1 protein-coding gene is annotated in these 553 nt (G+C 48.1%); it reads right to left on the reverse strand.

Translation table 11 applies throughout. The annotated features are described in order from the left end of the window. Positions 1 to 551, reverse strand: a 551-nt coding sequence (locus DWX62_RS21790) for a DNA-3-methyladenine glycosylase I (protein ID WP_133302563.1), incomplete at its 3' end; no start/stop codon positions are given. Positions 552 to 553 lie beyond the last annotated feature (2 nt).

The raw sequence follows: 553 nt of genomic DNA on the forward strand, positions 1-553 counted from the left end.
CGGCAAATGCAATCCGTCAGATGGTCGTTGATAAACCCCGAAGCTTGCAGATGGGCATAGCAAATGGTAGAGCCGAAGAACTTGAATCCCCGTTTTTTCATGTCTTTGCTCATGGCATCTGATTCGGGAGATGATACCGGAATCTCACTCAATGACTGAAAATGATTGATAATGGGGTTCCGGTCGGGGAAGAAGGATAGCGTATAGTTGTAAAAGCTGCCGAATTCTTTCTGTATGACAAGAAACTGCTTTGCATTGGTGATGGTCGACTTGATTTTCAGACGGTTTTTCACGATGCCGTCAAAGTGCATCAGCCGTTCCACGTCTTCGTCGGTCATTTGCGCCACTTGCGCGGCATCGAAATTGCAAAAGGCTTTGCGGTAGCCTTCCCGCTTTTTGAGGATGGTTATCCAGCTCAGTCCCGCCTGGGCACTTTCCAATACAAGAAACTCGAATAGTGTCTTGTCGTCTGTTACCGGTTTTCCCCACTCTTCATCGTGGTATTTCACATACAGCTCGTCGGTTCCGCACCAGCCGCAACGTCCGTTTATAA

This window comes from Bacteroides sp. AF20-13LB (assembly GCF_003603065.1).
GTDB classification, from domain to species: Bacteria; Bacteroidota; Bacteroidia; order Bacteroidales; family Bacteroidaceae; genus Bacteroides; species Bacteroides uniformis.